Annotated in this window: 14 protein-coding genes and 1 tRNA gene; 5 read left to right on the forward strand and 10 right to left on the reverse strand. The window is 57.7% G+C overall.

Features of this window, described 5'->3' with window-relative positions; translation table 11 throughout:
* Window positions 1-2 precede the first annotated feature (2 nt).
* Complete coding sequence (locus ACZ5PA_RS07910) at window positions 3-581, forward strand: DUF2067 family protein (RefSeq protein ID WP_464929805.1); 579 nt, start codon at window positions 3-5, stop codon at window positions 579-581.
* A gap of 27 nt (window positions 582-608) precedes the next feature.
* A complete protein-coding gene (locus ACZ5PA_RS07915; RefSeq protein ID WP_464931237.1) occupies window positions 609-875 on the forward strand; it encodes a DNA-directed RNA polymerase subunit L in 267 nt (88 codons plus the stop codon).
* On the opposite strand, the gene ACZ5PA_RS07920 is transcribed toward ACZ5PA_RS07915, so the two are convergent.
* Complete coding sequence (locus ACZ5PA_RS07920) at window positions 872-1453, reverse strand: METTL5 family protein (protein WP_464929806.1); 582 nt, start codon at window positions 1451-1453, stop codon at window positions 872-874. The two genes, ACZ5PA_RS07915 and ACZ5PA_RS07920, sit on opposite strands and share 4 nt — an antisense overlap.
* 35 nt (window positions 1454-1488) lie before the next feature.
* On the opposite strand from ACZ5PA_RS07920, the gene ACZ5PA_RS07925 reads away from it, so the two are divergent.
* Window positions 1489-1866, forward strand: coding sequence for a hypothetical protein (locus ACZ5PA_RS07925; RefSeq protein WP_464929807.1), 378 nt, complete (start codon window positions 1489-1491; stop codon window positions 1864-1866).
* Here ACZ5PA_RS07925 and ACZ5PA_RS07930 read toward each other — a convergent pair.
* The 4 genes from ACZ5PA_RS07930 to ACZ5PA_RS07945 form a co-directional block, all read right to left on the reverse strand.
* Entirely contained in the window at window positions 1852-2517 is a 666-nt protein-coding gene (locus ACZ5PA_RS07930) for a 16S rRNA methyltransferase (RefSeq protein WP_464931238.1), read from the reverse strand. The two genes, ACZ5PA_RS07925 and ACZ5PA_RS07930, sit on opposite strands and share 15 nt — an antisense overlap.
* Window positions 2518-2694: 177 nt before the next feature.
* Window positions 2695-2800, reverse strand: a tRNA-Leu gene (locus ACZ5PA_RS07935).
* A gap of 114 nt (window positions 2801-2914) precedes the next feature.
* On the reverse strand, window positions 2915-3643 hold the full coding sequence (locus tag ACZ5PA_RS07940; RefSeq protein ID WP_464929808.1) for a phosphoglycerol geranylgeranyltransferase: 729 nt from the start codon (window positions 3641-3643) through the stop codon (window positions 2915-2917).
* Window positions 3630-3920 carry a hypothetical protein gene (locus tag ACZ5PA_RS07945; RefSeq protein WP_464929809.1) on the reverse strand — a complete coding sequence of 97 codons (291 nt, stop codon included), beginning with the start codon at window positions 3918-3920 and terminating at the stop codon, window positions 3630-3632. The genes ACZ5PA_RS07940 and ACZ5PA_RS07945 overlap by 14 nt, the downstream gene beginning before the upstream one ends.
* A 189-nt stretch (window positions 3921-4109) precedes the next feature.
* On the opposite strand from ACZ5PA_RS07945, the gene ACZ5PA_RS07950 reads away from it, so the two are divergent.
* Window positions 4110-4877 carry an inositol monophosphatase family protein gene (locus tag ACZ5PA_RS07950; RefSeq protein WP_464929810.1) on the forward strand — a complete coding sequence of 256 codons (768 nt, stop codon included), beginning with the start codon at window positions 4110-4112 and terminating at the stop codon, window positions 4875-4877.
* Window positions 4846-5235, forward strand: a complete 390-nt coding sequence (locus ACZ5PA_RS07955; RefSeq protein WP_464929811.1) for an SWIM zinc finger family protein — start codon at window positions 4846-4848, stop codon at window positions 5233-5235. Before ACZ5PA_RS07950 ends, ACZ5PA_RS07955 begins: the two co-directional genes overlap by 32 nt.
* Here the strand turns inward: ACZ5PA_RS07955 and ACZ5PA_RS07960 are convergent.
* From ACZ5PA_RS07960 to ACZ5PA_RS07980, 5 genes are all read right to left on the reverse strand, one after another.
* The gene (locus ACZ5PA_RS07960; protein WP_464929812.1) at window positions 5210-5911 is read right to left on the reverse strand and encodes a hypothetical protein; all 702 of its coding nucleotides are present in this window, start codon (window positions 5909-5911) and stop codon (window positions 5210-5212) included. The genes ACZ5PA_RS07955 and ACZ5PA_RS07960 overlap by 26 nt on opposite strands.
* 146 nt (window positions 5912-6057) lie before the next feature.
* On the reverse strand, window positions 6058-8496 hold the full coding sequence (locus ACZ5PA_RS07965) for an SNF2-related protein (RefSeq protein ID WP_464929813.1): 2439 nt from the start codon (window positions 8494-8496) through the stop codon (window positions 6058-6060).
* A gap of 3 nt (window positions 8497-8499) precedes the next feature.
* Window positions 8500-11610, reverse strand: coding sequence for a DUF499 domain-containing protein (locus ACZ5PA_RS07970; RefSeq protein ID WP_464929814.1), 3111 nt, complete (start codon window positions 11608-11610; stop codon window positions 8500-8502).
* Window positions 11607-14546, reverse strand: coding sequence for a DUF1156 domain-containing protein (locus tag ACZ5PA_RS07975; protein ID WP_464929815.1), 2940 nt, complete (start codon window positions 14544-14546; stop codon window positions 11607-11609). The genes ACZ5PA_RS07970 and ACZ5PA_RS07975 overlap by 4 nt, the downstream gene beginning before the upstream one ends.
* A gap of 166 nt (window positions 14547-14712) precedes the next feature.
* On the reverse strand, window positions 14713-14898 hold the full coding sequence (locus ACZ5PA_RS07980) for a hypothetical protein (protein WP_464929816.1): 186 nt from the start codon (window positions 14896-14898) through the stop codon (window positions 14713-14715).
* Window positions 14899-15000: the final 102 nt, after the last annotated feature.

Raw genomic sequence — 15000 nt, forward strand, 5'->3', positions numbered from 1 at the left:
CGGTGAAGTTGGCCAACAGGGAGGAGCTCGAGCATTTTTTGGAGCTCCTTCCCAAATACGTCGGCGTCGAGTACTACGCCATCGTCAGGGGGACCAACGTCTATATACAGCTCAGCGGCTCGCCGGCTGAGATAAAGAGGGCCATCGCCGCGGTGAAGACCTTGGCGGGGATCGCGAGGGCTAGGCTGAGGCCGATGAGGTCCTACCCCCTCGAGGTGGTCTTCAAGGAGGCGGAGGTGGAGTCGCCCGTGCCCCCGGACGTCTTGGCCGACTACTTGGCCGCGAGGGGCTTCACAGCGAGGTTGAAAGGCGGCGAGATCGTGACGGACGCGTCTCTGGAACAAGTGAAGGCCGCGGTGTCCGAGCTCTCGGCCGCCTACAAGGCGCTGGAGGAGGCCGCCGTGAGCCCCCACGCGAAGCGCATAACGGCGGTGTACATAGCGCTCACTAAGTCGAGGCCCGAGGAGGCCCTCGAGCGCTTGGCCGCAAGCGGGGTTCTGAACAAGGGGCGCGTGTACAGCCTAGCAGTCGACTTGCAGACGGCCAAGAAGAGGCTCAGAGCGTTGGTGGGGAAAAAATAAAAGGGCGTTTTTCGGGGAGGCCTCGTGATGTCGCTTGAGATAGTCAAACTGGAGGAGCACTACATAGAGATCAAGACCAAGGGCGAGACCTACACGCTCTTCTCGCCCTTGGTGGAATACCTCTCCGAGGATCCCGACGTGGAGTACGTGATCTTCGACGTGGGCCACCCCCTCCTGGAGGACGTGACCTTCAAGCTGAAGACGCGCAACGGGAGCCCGTTGGACGCCATAAGGCGCGCGGTCCAGGCCATAATGGGCGATCTGGAGGCCCTCGAGAAGTCGCTCTTGGCCTAGCCCCGCTCCAGCCTGAAGATCGCGACCTCCACTCTGTGGGACCTCTTCTTGTGGTGCCTATACATGGGCGGTATGGTTATGAACGCCGCGTCGAGGAGGCTGGGCCTATAGCCGAGGCGCTGGGCCGCTCTCTCCACGTACTCCCTCGTGCTGTATTTGTGTATGGTGTAGATCACGGGCGCCACTTGCGAGGCCCCCTTCAGGAACTCCACGTCGGCGTGGGGGCGCCAGACGCCGAAAGGGGGATTCATGACGACCTTGACGCCCCTCTTGACGCAAGGCGATCTGGCGTCGCAGAGGGCCACGTCTAGGCCTAGGCCTTTCGCTATCCTCAAGGCATCTGGATCTATATCTATACATACAGCTCTGCCGCCGAGGGCGAACACGGCGTAGGCCAATCTGCCGGTCCCGCAGCCGAGATCGGCCGTCCAGCCCTCGTCGAGCTCGCCGCGCATGTACATAGTCCACGCTATAGTGGCCGCTATATCGCCGGGCGTCGCGTACTGCTCTAGGCCGAGCTTGGGCTTGGCGAATCCCGGCAACGCGTCGAGCACGGCGGCTAGCTCCTTCTTGTCCACGGGAAATGTTTAAATGATATAAGATAGCGCCTCTCATGGCCGAGGATAGGATGATCGCCGACGAGCTCGACCGTTATTGGGACAAGTTCGCGCAGACGCCCATCGCGCAGGCGTTCCAGAAGGAGCTCCCCGAGTTCAAGAAATGGCTCGCCGAGATGGGGCCCAAGCTCTTGTTGGAGCGGGCCAGACAAGCCGCGGCCAAGGGGAACCCAGTCGCCAAGGACTACGTCGTGGATTACGCCATGGGCATGTTGAAAAGAGGAGGCGAGAGGGTCCTCGTCAACATGTTCGCGGCGTGGTTGGTGGAGAGGGGGGCCGCCTCTCAGTATTACCTAATCCGCAACAAGCTCGTCGCCGGCGGCGAGTCCATAGCGACTTGGCTGAGGGCGTTGAGGGGGCTAAATAAGGCCTAGGGCTATCTCCGCCAAGGCCACAGCCTTGGCCACCACTTGCCAAGCGTCGAGGGGCCTATCGCCTATTCGGTAGACGCCAGCGGCCTCCTCCACCACCCATTTGTTCTCGAAATCGCCGTGTGGGAAGCCCCCCACGACGACGACCGAGTCGGCGAGGCCTCTGCCCAGCTCTAGGGGGTCCGCGCGCCGCCCCCGCTCGTGTAGCACCACCCATCGCCCTCCCAGCTCCTCCAAGAGGTCCCTCAACTTCTTCCTCTCGACGACCATGAGGGGGTCCCCTCGCGGGGGGACTCTGCCCTCGGCCAACAGCTGCTCCATGAGGCCCACGAAGTTGTAGTAGTTCTTTGGAGGCCTCGTGTCGGGCCTTATCTTGATCACGACGTCGTTGATGGCGTGGACGAACATAGACCCCTTCCCCGCCGCGTTGAGGAGAGAGTACTGGAAGGCGAGCATGCACATGTGCACTATGTCGGGCCTGCCCCTGCGCTCGGACGAGCGGAGCGTCGCCATAGCGGTGTGGTGCCTCGCCCTGTCGAGGAGTATACGGCCGGGCTCCTTCCCGCGCCTCCTCGCGTCTTTGACGACGGCTGGGTGGCGCCAGAGCTCCCTGGGCACGAGCTCCAACGCCGCCTCGGCCAACACCAAGATCATCGCGGAGACGTCGACCCGGGATATTAACGTCAACGCGCAGTCAGCCACTGTGGACGTCGAATATCGCCACGACACGCCGTCGACAACTCGGCTGAGAGGCGGCTATCGACGGCGAATATGGGCGACGAGCGCGTATAGAGAGCCCGTGAGCAGAGTAATGCTCAAAGAAGGAAACCGTGGTGCGGGGGGTGGGATTTGAACCCACGCAGGCCTACGCCACAGGGACCTATGGGCCGGCCGCACCGAAAACCCTGCCCCTTTGACCTGGCTCGGGCACCCCCGCCCGTACGAGAGAACTCCTCTGCTTAAAGCTTTTTCGCGTTTAGAAAAACGCCGCGGCCGATCCTCCCATCGTATTCGCGACGCGGCGAGAAGCAACAGAGGATCGTCGCCCGGGTCAACGCCCAGCGGCTTCCCTTATCGCGCGCACGATCTCGCCCAGCTTCTCGGGCTGCTCCTCAGCTATCGTCCCCGTGACTATCACGTTGGGCCTCTCCTTGGCTATCTCGCCCGCGGTTTTGCCGGACCGGATGCCCCCTCCCACTATCAGTACGCGGTCCAAGTACCTCCTCACGGCCCTCACCATCGGGATCGGCACGGGCTCCGGCGCGCCGCTGCCGGCCTCGAGGTAGACCGCGTTGAAGCCCATGTACTTCGCGGCGAGGGCGTAGGCGACCGCAATGTCGGGCCTCCTCAAGGGCACGGGCCTGGCCGCGCTGATGTAGCCGGCCGCGCCGCCGTCGCCTACTAGGAGATACGCCGTGGATATCACCTCGAGGTTCGGGTAGTGCTTCGCCAATATCACGGCGCCTTGTAGCTGGGCCCCCACTATGAAATAGGGGTCTTGCGAGTTCAACACGCTCAAGAACAACACGGCGTCGGCCCTAGGCGTCAGCTGGCACACGGTGCCCGGGAAAAGCACTATGGGCACATGCGATATGGACTTGAGGTCCTTCACCACGGCGTCTAGCTCCTCCGAGGGTATCCCCAGAGAGCCTCCGACCAGGATGCCGTCTGTGCCCGCCTCCAGCGCGGTCTTGGCTATCTTGACGTAATCGACGGACTTGTCGGGGTCTATCAACGTGAAGTGCTTGACGCCGTCCGAGAGGTATTCAAGAACCCTCATCCTCCCCTCCCTCCTCTCCGGCAGTCTGCTCGGGCGGCTTTATCTTGCCCTCGAGGAAGTGGTCGACGAAGGCGTTGTAGTAATCGACGGAGCTCCAGCGGGGGCGCTCGTCGAATTCCTCCCTCAAGCCGCACGTGCCGCACACCACGACGTATTTCCCCTCGCCTATCTTCTTCACGTTAACGGTCTGGGCTCCGCAGTTGGGGCACACGAAGATCTTGGGCGGAGTCCTCTTGGGCCTCTGTATAATCTTCCTCCTCCTTCTCCGACCTCCCACTAGTCCCCGTACGGCCCTATATATAACGTTTATCGGAGCTCACCTCCTAGTCCTCACCTATCGGCGCGTCGCTCCTCCTCATCGCGTATATAAACACGGCCGTATTTATGGTTGGTGATGTAGTCAGGGTTACGGGCATAGATGGCCGATGGCGCTTTAGCTGATTTATATACGCTCCTCATCTCCGTCGTGTTGGGCAGATTGCAAGCCATAGCCGCCAAGGCCTCTTGGATGCTCTGGGAGGGCTTTCGGAACGGCAGAGGGCTCGAGGTCGTGGCCAGCCGCGCCGACGACGTGACCAGGGCCATCGACGCGGAGATGGAGCAGTACATATACGCGGCGTTGAGGAGCTCCTTCGAGGGCGGGGTCCTCATAGCCGAGGAGGGCGGCGTGTACAGATGGGGCGACGAGAAGTACGTCTTCGTGTTGGACCCCCTCGACGGGTCCCTCAACTACTCTCTGGGGATCCCCGTCTTCGCCATATCCTTGGCGGCCGGCCGCTACAAGACGGGCGGTCTGGAGGACCTCGAATACGCCGTCCTCGCAGTGCCCCCGCGGGGGGAGATCTACGTCGTCGGCCCCGGCCAGCCCCCATCCAGAAACGGCGTCGTGGTCAAGAGGCGGGAGGCGCCCGCGCGCGTGGCCTTCGTGGCTATGGGGGAGTCGGTCCCGCCGTCTTTGTACTCGCGCATAGCCTCCATGGGCTTAAAGGCGAGGAGCTTGGGCTGCTCCAGCTACGAGCTCCTGCTCGCCGGCATAGGCGCCGCGGTCGGCTTCGCGGACCTCAGAGGGAAGTTGAGGATGTTGGACGTGGCGGCCGCGCTCCTCATCGGCCGCGCCTTGGGCATGGAGTACGTGATATTAGGAGATCACTCCTTGGAGGCGAGGGGCATATCTTTATTGGCAGGCGCGCGGGAGTTCGTAGATGAGCTCCGCGGAGATCGAGGAGGGGGCTAGGCGTTTTTTGTTGGACCTATCGGGCGCCTTGGGCGTTAGGCTGTCCAAGGTGTTGGACTTGTACTTCTCCATACAGCCCAAGAAGGCCAGGATCTTGGAGATCGTGGAGGACGAGGACAAGGTGATAGGCGTAAGGATGGCTGTCGAGTCCAGCACGAGGAAGGGCGTCTGGCACTACGTATCGGTCGGGCCCTACGGGGCCAAGTGCACTTGCGAGGCCAACACTTTCGGCGGCAAGATCTGCCGCCATATAATCATCGCGCTCATCACTTGGAACATGGTATCGCTTTTGAAGACCGGCCGCGCCGTCGACGTGAACTCGTTGAGCTGGCTCAAGAGGGGGGTTGTTGAGGGCTAGGCGGAGTCCACCTCGAGGCCTCCCTATAGGCCAACATCTCGATTATGTATTCGACTAGGAAGAGGATCCCGTCTACTATGCTGACGTAGGGGATAAAGGAGAGCACTAAAGATATTATATATAGAATAAATGCAGTGCGAAATAAGGATATATTAGTATATTCATGCATATTGTCAAGAAATAATATATGTGCAACAGATACAAAGATCCCAAATGCGGCCAAGACAACCGCGACGACGGCCAGCCCTATTAACATCCCCCCGATGCCGACGGGCTGCACTAGCCGGGGGGGCGAGGCGGCGATAGCGGCGACAGAGCCGAGAAGCGCCAACGCGATGATACCGACGATTATCGGGCCCCAGGCGAGCCACCAAGCCCATTTTATCCCGAGCCTATGCAAGGCCATATAGCCTCTGAAGATGTAACGGAAGAAGATGACGAGGTAGACGACGATTAGCACTATTATAGCGAAGAGCACGGCGCCGAGGCCCGCAAAGGCCGAGGCGCTCGACGATATGTTCGGAAATCCTGGAAATTCTGGAATGTAAAGAACTTGCGGCGTTGCGATTACTAGCCCTATTATCAACGCCATAACGAGGACGACCGACGCTATAATTAGTATTAACGTATAGAGATATCCTTCATATAAGTATTTATTAGCTGTCTGGAAATCCATATATTGCAAGAGTAAGAGGTTTTTATATTTTTCTCGTAATAATATACTGGAAGTCCGGCCAAAAGCGTAGCCGCCTCGCGGCGCTTGGACGAGCGCCGGCCGCTGGACCGTGGTCGAGCCTCGAGGACCGCTCGACGTTGCGGAAACTACTTCCTCCTCGCGTTGAACTTATACTCCAAACCCCTCACGGTCTCCAAGATCCACTGTTTTTGGAATTCCTCGAAGGTCGCGCACTCCGTACTTCGGCATCCGTAATCGTCTACATACGCCACGCATATTATGTGCCTATCCGGAAACCGCGAGGCCCAGTCTATTTCGTTCGCCGTGAAGGACAACGGCTCGTTGGCCCTCTCCACGCGTTTGCCCTTGATCTCCACGGTGTATATAACCCCGTTCCTCCTCACCACTAAATCGAAGGGCCTCGGCGCGCTGACGTAGTCCTCCACGATCTGATACCCGCTCCTCCTCAATTCCGCCTTGCTGCACTCCACCGCTTTATACTCCACCTTAGCCCTGCCCCTGCTCGCCCTCACCTCCCTCCACACCAGCTCCTCGAAGTCGCCCGACAAGACGATCCCCTCTCCTGGTTTTACTAACGCCCTCGTGATCAGCCCCATTTCTAGATCCACGTTGCCCAGCGGCATGTACTTCTTCAAGAGCTCCACGTAACTCCTAAACGGGATCACCAACTCCCTGTACACCTTGCGCTCCACCTCGTTCTTCTCGTCCTCCTTGACGTCGCCGACCTCCACCTCCACGTTATCCCACGGCACTTCGGCCTCTCTGAGGAGAGCCTCAGGCAGCTCGCGGCTTTTGCTCAACGGCGTGGGCAACCTCACTAACAAGGCCTCCTTGTTCAACAAGACGCCTCCGGACACGTACCTCAACTCCACTCGGTAGTAGCCGCTGCCCGCCTCCGGCCTATTCCTGGCCGGATAGCCCAATTTGACCCGGAGACCCTTCTCGACCAGATCCTTAGGCTTCCACTTGAGCTCTTCCTTCCTCGCCAATATCTTGCTTATCTTCTGCTTGAGCTCATCCAACTTCTTGTCCGCCACGCTGTTGAATACCTCGTACTCGTCCAGATAGACCGACGAGCCGATCTCCAGGATCCTCTCGAGCTTGCCCTCATCGAACTTGTAGATCGAGTACTCGCCGTAGCTCTGAGGCGCAAGGGCCACCACGGATATCTCGTATAACTTCTCCAAGAGGTAGACGTAATAGGAGTACTCGTCTCGTTGTAAACCGGTCTTCAACACCATGTCTATTACGGTCACTTGGTCGGCCGATTGGCCGAAGCGCCAGATCCTGCCGATGCGTTGCACGTGTTTAGTGGGGCTCCAGACGACCTCGTAGTTTATCAACACGTTGTAGGCTTGTAGGTTGACGCCCTCGGACATTATATCAGTCGAGATGAGGATCGCCAAGTCGTGCGATTTCGCCAAGTTGAGCGCCTCGATGTTGACGTCGAGCTTCTCCCTGGCCTTGGACGTGATATACATCAATCCGACTTTGCCGCAACTGGCCTTGGCGAACCCCTCGCCAGCGTCTTGGATCGGGCAATCGCCGTTTTTGGACAAGTATCCGCGCAGTTTGTCGAAGAGGTACTCGGCGGTGGTCGCATACTCCGTGAAGACGAGGATCTTCTTCCCCTCCAACTCCTTCGACTCGAATATCAACTTCCTCAACGCCTCGAGCTTCGTGTCCGGGAGCTCCACGTAGTCCTTCACGGCATCTTTCAACTCCTTGAGCCCGGCGATGTTGCCGAGGCACGCGTCCAACTCCCCCTCCTCGAGCTCGCTCGGAGTGCAACTGCCGCCTACTATCTTGGACAACGTCGACAAGAAGGAGAGGGGGCTGGACATGGCCCTCTTCTCAGCGACTACTTTCACTATGCTCTCGACGTCTAGCCTATCTAACACGCCTAGTATTCTGCTCAACGCCTTGGCCTCCTCGCGCGACGCCTTCGCCTGGACGATCCAGTACTGAAGGCGGGGGAATATCTTCTTCCCCTCGTACTCCTCTACGTCTTTCTTCTCCCTTCTGATCGCGAAGCCGTTCACCAACCCCTTCAAGAAGTCGTAGTCCCTCTCGTCGCCTGTATGCGGCGTCGCGGTCAAGAGCAGACAGTTCGCGGCCGTTTTACATAAATCCGCAACTCTTATCCTCTGCGTCTCGAGCCTCAGCTTATGGGCCTCGTCGACGATCACGAGATCCCAGCTCAGCTTGGAGAGCCTCTCCATGTAGCCCGTCGACTTGGCCCTATCGAGCGTGATCAAGTAAACCCTATGCCCTATGGGGAAGTCCTCTGACTCGATGGGATAGTAGTCGATCCCGAAACGCTCCAGCTCCTCGGACCACTGGCCGAACACGGCGCGGGGCACCACTATCAACACCGTGTTGACCCTCTCGAGGTCCATGAGAGCCCTCGTCAAGAGCAAGGCCTGTATGGTCTTGCCCAAGCCCACGTCATCGGCCAAAAGCACTTTGATGTTCGGAAGCAGGATGACGTCCGAGACGAAATCTAGTTGATGTTTGTATAAGTTCTTGCCGGCCTCTTTAAGTATTTCGATCAGGGAAGGCATGCGCTAACACTCGGCCTCTCTCTCGACCTCGAACGACGCATCGCTCCTAGTCTTGAACCAGTTGGCCATATCGGCGTCCGCCTTGACGGCGTCGTCGAACTCGAACACGCCGTCTATCGAGGGGGTTATGTACTCGACGGCCTTCAATAGGCGAATTACCTTGTCCCGAGCATCTCTGTCCCTTACGACGAACTTGGCGCTCATGGACAACTCCTCGTTCTGCTCGCCCTTGCGCGAGTTCAGCTTTACGACGAAGGCGATGTTCTTGCGCAATAGATAATCTACGAGATCGCTTGCACTTTTTGTAGTACTAACTCTAATATTCTTAATTAAGTCTCCTTCACTTATTCTATAAGTTTTCTCTATTTTTTTACATTTACCCTTAACGACGACCTTGACTCTGCGCGCCTCCTTGTAGCCGTCCTCGAATACTATGTCTAAATCCAAGAAGTGCTCTCCAGGCTCCTTGGGCGCGACTACGCTGAAAGTCGCTGTTTTCCCGCGGACTGCCAACTCCCTCTCCAAGTAGTCTAATCTATAAACCACAGAGCGTATGTCGGCGTCGGCCTCGATGCTCACGTTGAGGACCGAGCCGGGCTGTCTATCCACAGTTAAGGTGGGGACGCCGTCGACGTACACCGTGATCCGCCTGCCCCGCCTCGCCTCGACCTCGAGGCGCCCCTCCATGAGGTAGTCCCATTCTCCTCTTTCCATCAATAAATTGTGAACTGGCTTTTTTACTTCACCAGAGGGTTTTTTATAAATAATTATATAGTTTTTATCGGGATCCTGTGCTAATTGATTTAGATACTTCTCTATAGCCCAGTCGTTGAGCTTGCCGCCGACGAATACGGGCACCAGGCCCACGTTCTTCACGTCCCCGCCGCTGAGGACCGTCTTGTCGCAGCCGTGTTCGACGAGCCAGCGGATCTTGCCGTCGACCTCGAAGATGCATCCGCAATTGCTGTCGCAATAATCCTTGACAAGCCTCTTGAATTCGTCGAACGAGATAGGGATGGCCGGGAAGCTCTCGTTGTTGAGGTACATGCTCCAGAGGTCGCCCAGCTTAACGAAGGAGTTCCACTGGATTACGCCGCTTTCGAACAATTGCTCCACGAACGTGGCCTCTACGTCCTTCTTCCTCTTGCGCAAATCGCCGAGGAGTTTATCTAGCCTATCGCTCGCGTTCTTGAACCCTATAGTCGCGGAGCTCAACCAATTAGTGACGGCCGAGCGCAGAGCTATCTGGAGGTTTTCCCTCCACTTCTCCAACCTGCTCTTGAGCAGCTCCTCGAACTCCCTCTTCAGCTTGTCGTCCTCGACGCTGAGGAGGTCCTTGAAATAGTCGTGGAGGTTTTTGGCGACTTCGTCCACGGCGAGCACGGCCCTGCCCAGCTCCACGACGGCTTTCTTCAAATCGCCGGGCTCCTTGTAGATCTCCTTCAAGATCTCCTCGACCACGGGGGGTATCTCCGCCTTATCGTTGTGGCGTATAACGACGAGGTTGTTGCGTTTTACGGAGACGCCAAAGTCCAAGATGTCCACGGCCAACGTGGAGCTATCGGGATCCTTGAGGAGCTCTTCCCACTCGTCCTTGTTTACGACTTGTATCTTGCCGTGGGAGCTCGACTCGCCTAGGCCTGATATGTACACCCTCGAGAACATGTCGACTTTGTCCCTCAACACGGAGGCCACTAAGTTGGCCACGAAGTCGAGCGCCTTGTCGTCGCCGAACTTTAACATGGCCTCGCGAATCGCGTCGACCTCGTCGCCGATATACCAATAGATGTACCTATTGCCGGCGAGCTTCTCTACGTGTAGGCCCAACTTAGCCGCCTCTTGGAGGAAACGCCTTATGTCCGCAGGCCTGATATCTACGCCGTTGTAGTTGCCCGCAATTACGTCGTCCTCGGAGGGATACGCCACTGGGCTGGGCAACAGCTTGTTGAGGAACGTGACCAACAACACGTGTCTGAGCACAGAGATTGCGGTCTTCTCGAAGCCCGGCTCCTCCCTCGCGCGGCTCTTGACTCTCTCCAGGTCTTGGGCGTAGATGTTCAATAAAGCGTCCCAAAAGCCGGCGAGGGCGCCTCCTATCACCAAGATCTCCTTGAGCTCGGGCAAATGGGCGAACACCACTAGCTCCTTGTCGTTGGCTTTGAGGTAGGCGCGCGCCAACGTGCGCAAGAGCTCCCTGGTTAACTGGACGCGGGTCCTCTCCACGATCGACTCGTTGGCGAGTTGCAACACGACGTCAAGGAATACGGGGTTGAACGGATAAGTTTCGTTGATCCTCTTGTCGAAATCCGCCAAGAGCCTATCGTCGACTACGCCCCTCAACGGCGTTGAGTCGACTTGTCTGACGGATAGCCCGGCCCAGCGCCTGAAGATCGACGCGATGTTGTTGACAGTATCCAGGGAGATGGTGACGGGGTTGACCCTCTTGACGGCGTCTTGCGACTTGGCCGTGGAGAGGTCCGGCCTTTCGCCGGGGAATAGGGAGAACGAGACGAATAGGAAGACGCCGGGCAACTCCCTGGCCACCTCCGCCAACATTTGGATCCACAACGGGAACTCCTCGTTCTTGCGCTCGAGATACTGAGTCTCGTCGAAGACCAACACCACGGGCGTCTTGCCCCTCAAGAAGCCCCTCAACTTCTCCTTGTCCCGGATATTCATCAACTCCTTCGCCTCGCCCGCGGCCTCGTATTGTCCGTGGAAGACGTACACGACGGGCGCCTTGCCTATATTCGGCGCGTCTATGTCCACGCCGTATTTGGCCAACTCCCTCTTGACGCAGCCGCCATCGCCGCGACAAACGCCGTAAAGCTTGACCAAGTGCAGGACTAAGGCCAAGAAGTGGGATTTGCCGGCGCCGAGGATCGCGGGCATTAAGTAGATCTCGGACTCGCCGGCGCTGAGCTTGCGGAGGAAGTCTGCCAAATACTGCTTAAACGCGGGCGTTACGTAGGTGATCGAGAAGAACTTGTCGGGATCGCAATACGGCTCGTAGACGGGCAGAGGCCTCTCGCCCTTGAACAACGCCTTGTACACCTCGTAGACGTCGACGGCGGAGCTGACCTTGCCCTCGGCGAGCGCCTTGACTAAGCTCATTGCCACCACTCCATTCCCAGGACTGCCTTGGAGATCTTGACGTCTGGGTCCTCCCCGTCGAGCAGCCCGGCCTTCGCCAACTCGACGAGAGCTCTCGCCAACTCCACGGCAGCCTCTCTGTGCACCGGCGAACACGACGCGGGCGTGCGCGCCAAGGCGTTGAGCTGGAGTTGCCTAAAACAGTCCAGCGCCGGCGATTTGCCTCGCTGATAGGAGTAGACCCTCCTCAACTCGTCCACGGTATCCCTCCTAGGCGCCAACACCTCGAAGGCCTTCCTCTTGGCGACCTTGGGCCCGCCGGTCTCCATCGGCTTGATCAAGCCGAATTTGGCCAAATCGACGTCGCGTAGGCCCACGGCCCTCTCGACGTGCGAGACGACATCGCTGTCCACTACGCCTCTTTCGTTCTCGACTATCCTCAACATCAAGTAGGCTTTACAATAGGAGTCCAAGTGCTTCACGCCGGCTCTCCTCAGAAGCGCTTGGAAGGCCAAGTTGACCGCCTCGTCGATAACGCCGCGTAAATCCAACTTGACGCCTCCGCTGATCACCGCGGCGTGTCTGGTCAAATAGCTAAGGGCCGAGAGGTAGGCGTAAACCCACGCGGTGTGGCCCTCTACGCTGTTGGCTACGCGCTTTAAGATGTCCGCGACCTCGTCCACGGCGGAGTCGTCGAGAGATAACGGCTCGGCGCGTTGCCTTCTCCTCCAGACCGAGACGTAGCCCCCCAGGACCGAGGCCTTGCCTCTAGCCACGATGTTCTCCTCGCTCTCAGTAGCCACGGGGTGTGCCGCCACAAGCTCAAGCCCGTTCACCTCCCACAACGCTTTTATAAAAGCCTCCCAAGCCTCGGGCCTCTTGGCGACGTAGTAGGTGACGAGCAAGCCCTCCGACTTAAGGAATCTGAGGATGTTGGAGAAAGCCCTAGACAAAAGCACGTCGAACGGCTCGCTGTTGAAGAACTTGCGCCTACCTTCGTTCTCGGAGATCTCCCTCGCTGCGAAGACTTTCCACTGCGTGGTAATCTCCTCGCCGAATTCGTCGAAGAAGGCCTCCGGCAGAAACCTAGGCACGAGACGCCCCCCGTCAACGTCGGAGAGCGCCCTCTTGAGCCACACGTAATAGAAGTCGCTAAGCTCCGCATACGGCACGTCATCGGCGTAGGGCGGGTCGGTAACAACTACGTCAAATTTCTCATCTCCCAACTTGCTTAACGTCGTGGCGTCGTCGAGCAAGACCTTGACCGTGCCCGGGCTATTGGAAACTGCGTGGGTAAGATAAGATAAACCATCAATATTCGTCTTTAATCCTCTTATATAACTACCTGCAAAGTCCATGAATGGTGATGTTTCACACCAGTTCCATACCATAGCGATTCCACGGTAAGTCATTATATTCGCAGGCTTCAACGCAAGAGATGAACCAAACCCTGTAGAGGAAGTCCAGGGCGTAGCTAATGATGTATGTTCAGCGTATCTCACTAGTGCTATTGCTAGGTATGTCGTCACTGCTTCTGCATACTCTAACGCCTCCTGCTTGTCACGTCCCTCTCTCAGTTTCTCTTCCTCCACCTTCTTGCCAGCCTCGCGTATTAGCTTGACGAGTTTAACCAGGGCTAGGAGTTGGCGCGGATTAAAGAGCTTGTAGAATTTATCAAAGTCCCATACTATTATCCTTAAAGCACCTGCCGTTCCCATAGTATATTTCCATAACTCCTCTATTGGTATGTCTGGGTCTCCCCACAATTGTTTGATCTTCTCCACTGCCTTCCATAGCTTCTCATTATCCTCCCTGCCCGCTGGTTCGAATTCTAAGTCGCCATTCTTCACCTTAACCTTGACTAGTAGTGTGGGTCTTGCTGGTGAATTCCTTAACTCCTCCAGTGTTAATTCGCCTTTCAAGTATTTCTCATAATTCTCGTTCCATTGCTTTAATGCCCACTTCACGTACCAGACGCCTTCTTTTTTCTTCGTTGTTTTTACAACCCGGCCGTCTACTACTCTGTGGTTTATCTCCGCTTTGCAGAAGAGGCACTGCGCCGTCTCGCTTCTTGCATTTACGTTAGGCCGCGGCACGACGTACGTCTTTCCGTTTTTCAGCTTGACCAAGCCGCTCTCTCCTTCTTCGCCCCTCGTCGCGACCTCGGCGCTTATGATCGGCGTTTTCAACTCTTTATTTAGGTCCGCCACGACCACGTCGCCGTTGCGGAACTCCATCCACGCCAGCCTCTCGTAGCCTCTACCGCCGGCCTTCACCTTGGCTAGCCACCAGTTCCCCACTAGCGGCGTGTGCCTCCCGCAGACTGGGCACTTCACCTCCCACGTGCCTATGTACACCGCGACGTCTTCGTCGTATAGCTCCTTGACGTCCGGGTCGTTTCTAAGCTGTTCGACGACCCATTTGCCCCACTTAGCCACGTCGTAGACGAGGAGGGGAATCTCGCCGCTTTTTAGCCCCAGCTCCTTGGCCTCCTTGTCGTCCATCTTCTTCTTTAGGCGCCCCCACTGCTTGGGGTATTCCAACACCGCCTTCAAGAACACGTACGCGGTCGGCAACAGCTCCACGGCGGTCACGTCGAGCCCCAGCCGGAGGGCCTCCAGGGGTATAGAGCCGAAGCCCGCGAAGGGGTCCAGCAATTTCTTGCCCTTGAGCTTCTCCACGAGTCTGGGCGAGGGGTTACAGGCGTGCACCGTCTTTTTGTCGCTACGGCACGGGAAGAGGTCGTTGAGGAATTGTTCCCCGTTGGAATACGCATCTGCGGGGAGCAAGGCCGCGGCTATGACGGCCCGCGCGGAGCTGAGGGGCTTCCTAGTCCACCAGAAGACCATCTCCCAGTGGGGCGGCCTGCCCGGGCCCTTCTCCACCGCCGCGTACTGGTTAACCTCGTCGAGCGGGAAAATATCTTCTATTATCATATTAATCCGCTGATCGGCCATCGTTGATAGTATGTCAGTTTTTTAAAGAATAGGGCAGCGCGACGTCTTCGGCAATGTCCCTCAAGAAAGAGGGCGGTAACCGCGGTAAAAAACGGTTCCCAAGACGAGCCTTTTCGTGGAAGCGTCGACATACGGGCCTCAGCGCCTCGCCTCGCGCAACTCAGCCCTATCGCCGCCCCGCCGGCCTCCTCGGCCCGACTCTGAGCACGAACTCCCTGCCCTTGCCCACGTAGTGGTTGAAGAGCCCCCCGCAGCTCTTACAACGGTAGTGCGTCACGTCGTATCCCTGCCTCGGCATCTTCCAACTTTTAACAACCTCCACATCGACGGAGCCGCAATAGGGACACTTCATACTACTATTTTACTGATACAATAAATATATAACGGCGACGAACATCAGCGTACTTCTGCGACCGCCGCTCGACGAGCCGTTTGGCCCTACGCCGAGCTGGAC

It is taken from the genome of Thermoproteus thermophilus (genome assembly GCF_055392855.1).

What these genes read in the sequence shown, in the direction of transcription:
- ACZ5PA_RS07960 (WP_464929812.1), bottom strand. Translation starts at nt 5,911, where the DNA reads ATGGATTTCCAGACAGCTAATAAATACTTATATGAAGGATATCTCTAT.
- ACZ5PA_RS07975 (WP_464929815.1), bottom strand. Translation starts at nt 14,546, where the DNA reads ATGGCCGATCAGCGGATTAATATGATAATAGAAGATATTTTCCCGCTC.
- ACZ5PA_RS07915 (WP_464931237.1), top strand. Translation starts at nt 609, where the DNA reads ATGTCGCTTGAGATAGTCAAACTGGAGGAGCACTACATAGAGATCAAG.
- ACZ5PA_RS07930 (WP_464931238.1), bottom strand. Translation starts at nt 2,517, where the DNA reads ATGATCTTGGTGTTGGCCGAGGCGGCGTTGGAGCTCGTGCCCAGGGAG.
- ACZ5PA_RS07970 (WP_464929814.1), bottom strand. Translation starts at nt 11,610, where the DNA reads ATGAGCTTAGTCAAGGCGCTCGCCGAGGGCAAGGTCAGCTCCGCCGTC.
- ACZ5PA_RS07955 (WP_464929811.1), top strand. Translation starts at nt 4,846, where the DNA reads ATGAGCTCCGCGGAGATCGAGGAGGGGGCTAGGCGTTTTTTGTTGGAC.
- ACZ5PA_RS07940 (WP_464929808.1), bottom strand. Translation starts at nt 3,643, where the DNA reads ATGAGGGTTCTTGAATACCTCTCGGACGGCGTCAAGCACTTCACGTTG.
- ACZ5PA_RS07965 (WP_464929813.1), bottom strand. Translation starts at nt 8,496, where the DNA reads ATGCCTTCCCTGATCGAAATACTTAAAGAGGCCGGCAAGAACTTATAC.
- ACZ5PA_RS07925 (WP_464929807.1), top strand. Translation starts at nt 1,489, where the DNA reads ATGGCCGAGGATAGGATGATCGCCGACGAGCTCGACCGTTATTGGGAC.
- ACZ5PA_RS07980 (WP_464929816.1), bottom strand. Translation starts at nt 14,898, where the DNA reads ATGAAGTGTCCCTATTGCGGCTCCGTCGATGTGGAGGTTGTTAAAAGT.